Below are 1,356 nucleotides of genomic sequence, written 5' to 3' on the forward strand. Positions count from 1 at the left end.
GTCGACAGAATGTAGAAGTAAGCGATTCTATTCTTGAAATTCTTAGTTTCTCTAACTGCGGTATGAATATCCTTTGGTTTAAGTCTACTACCATAACCTTGATCCCTACCTTTGCACTGAACTGCGATTACATCTCCATTTGGAAGAATGCCAAGCGCATCTACGCCGTTCTGCCGCTGCCCGCTACGGCCATAGGCCTGAAACTTGCAACCATAGATTTCGCTCATCAAAGTGATGCAAAGTCTCTCAAAATTTTGCCAATCAGCAGGAATGGGATAGCTTGCGGAGTTTGGGGCCGTCATTCGTAAACCTTATTTATTCCATATTCACTTAAGTGATTGTCCATAATCTGACTAACAAGGGGTTGTTAACTCCTATGACCTTTAGTCAGTAACGGAGTGAAAACATTATGCATCAAAAAGGGGATGTCGGTAGGATTTATAACAGGTTTAGCTCGGAACGCTTATCGATTTTCATTTTGTCACCCATCCGCAGTGTGAGCAATGAACTCGTTAAAAAAGCTCTCAAGAACTTTGACACATAAGAACAATCATTCAATAAATACAGATATCGATAAACATTAAGCTATCAAGGTTGGCTCTGCCTAGTAGGGCCATAAATGCTCAGTTACGCGCCTGGCCACTTCCTGAGACCTGCTCCCCGATGGTTAATATACCGCGATGTAAGCAATGTCCGGTCCTCGCTCATTTCGGACTGTCAGGTTTTATCCTGTGAAAACGCAGAACACCGCTAGCCCAAGTCTGAACATTCATAGCCTAGTGTTCTGTGTTCCCGAGCGAAAAAGATGTTTTGTGTCTAACGCTGTATTTTTAGCGCCGAATGCCTTCAATTTTTTTCTGACAAGAAATACATGTGGTCACACCGGGCAAGGTCTGACGTCGTTTGTCTGGAATGGGGTCACCACAGAGTCGACAATGAAATAGTGATGGTGTTACGGCCGGTTGAAAACGGCTTTTTTCAATCATTGCTTCCAACTGCTGCTCATTAAATCCCTGATCGCGATCGATGTCATCCGGCATACACGTTTCTCCTGATTAACGTCTCTTTTTCATAACGTGTGATGAGATGCCAGACAGCAGTAAGGCTCGGAGCGTCGTCAGTACAAGAGAGTTGCTCGGTGATTAGCATCATGGCATCGAGTGCATGGAGAGATTCGATGTTTTCCGTGCGGTGCTTTTGCCAGCGTAGCCAGATATCGATATCGACATTTTCATTCGGATGCGGTGTTCTTCCCTGAGCAACGCGGATACCCAGCAATCGGCGACGGGCGCATGTTTCGTGACAGCTAAGGCCAAAATACTGATTAATGAGCTTAAGCGAACCGCCAAGCGAAAT

Annotated in this window: 3 protein-coding genes; all 3 read right to left on the reverse strand. The window is 45.1% G+C overall.

From position 1 onward, the window contains the following. A partial coding sequence (locus tag J5224_RS27905; protein ID WP_264628374.1) for a restriction endonuclease occupies positions 1-302 on the reverse strand: 302 nt, incomplete at its 3' end. 528 nt (positions 303-830) lie between these two features. Continuing rightward, positions 831-1,040 carry a TraR/DksA family transcriptional regulator gene (locus J5224_RS27910; protein ID WP_264628375.1) on the reverse strand — a complete coding sequence of 70 codons (210 nt, stop codon included), beginning with the start codon at positions 1,038-1,040 and terminating at the stop codon, positions 831-833. After that, the coding region (locus J5224_RS27915) for a DUF2857 domain-containing protein (protein ID WP_264628376.1) at positions 1,030-1,356 on the reverse strand (327 nt) is incomplete at its 5' end. The genes J5224_RS27910 and J5224_RS27915, both read right to left, overlap by 11 nt.

The organism is Candidatus Symbiopectobacterium sp. NZEC135 (genome assembly GCF_025962695.1).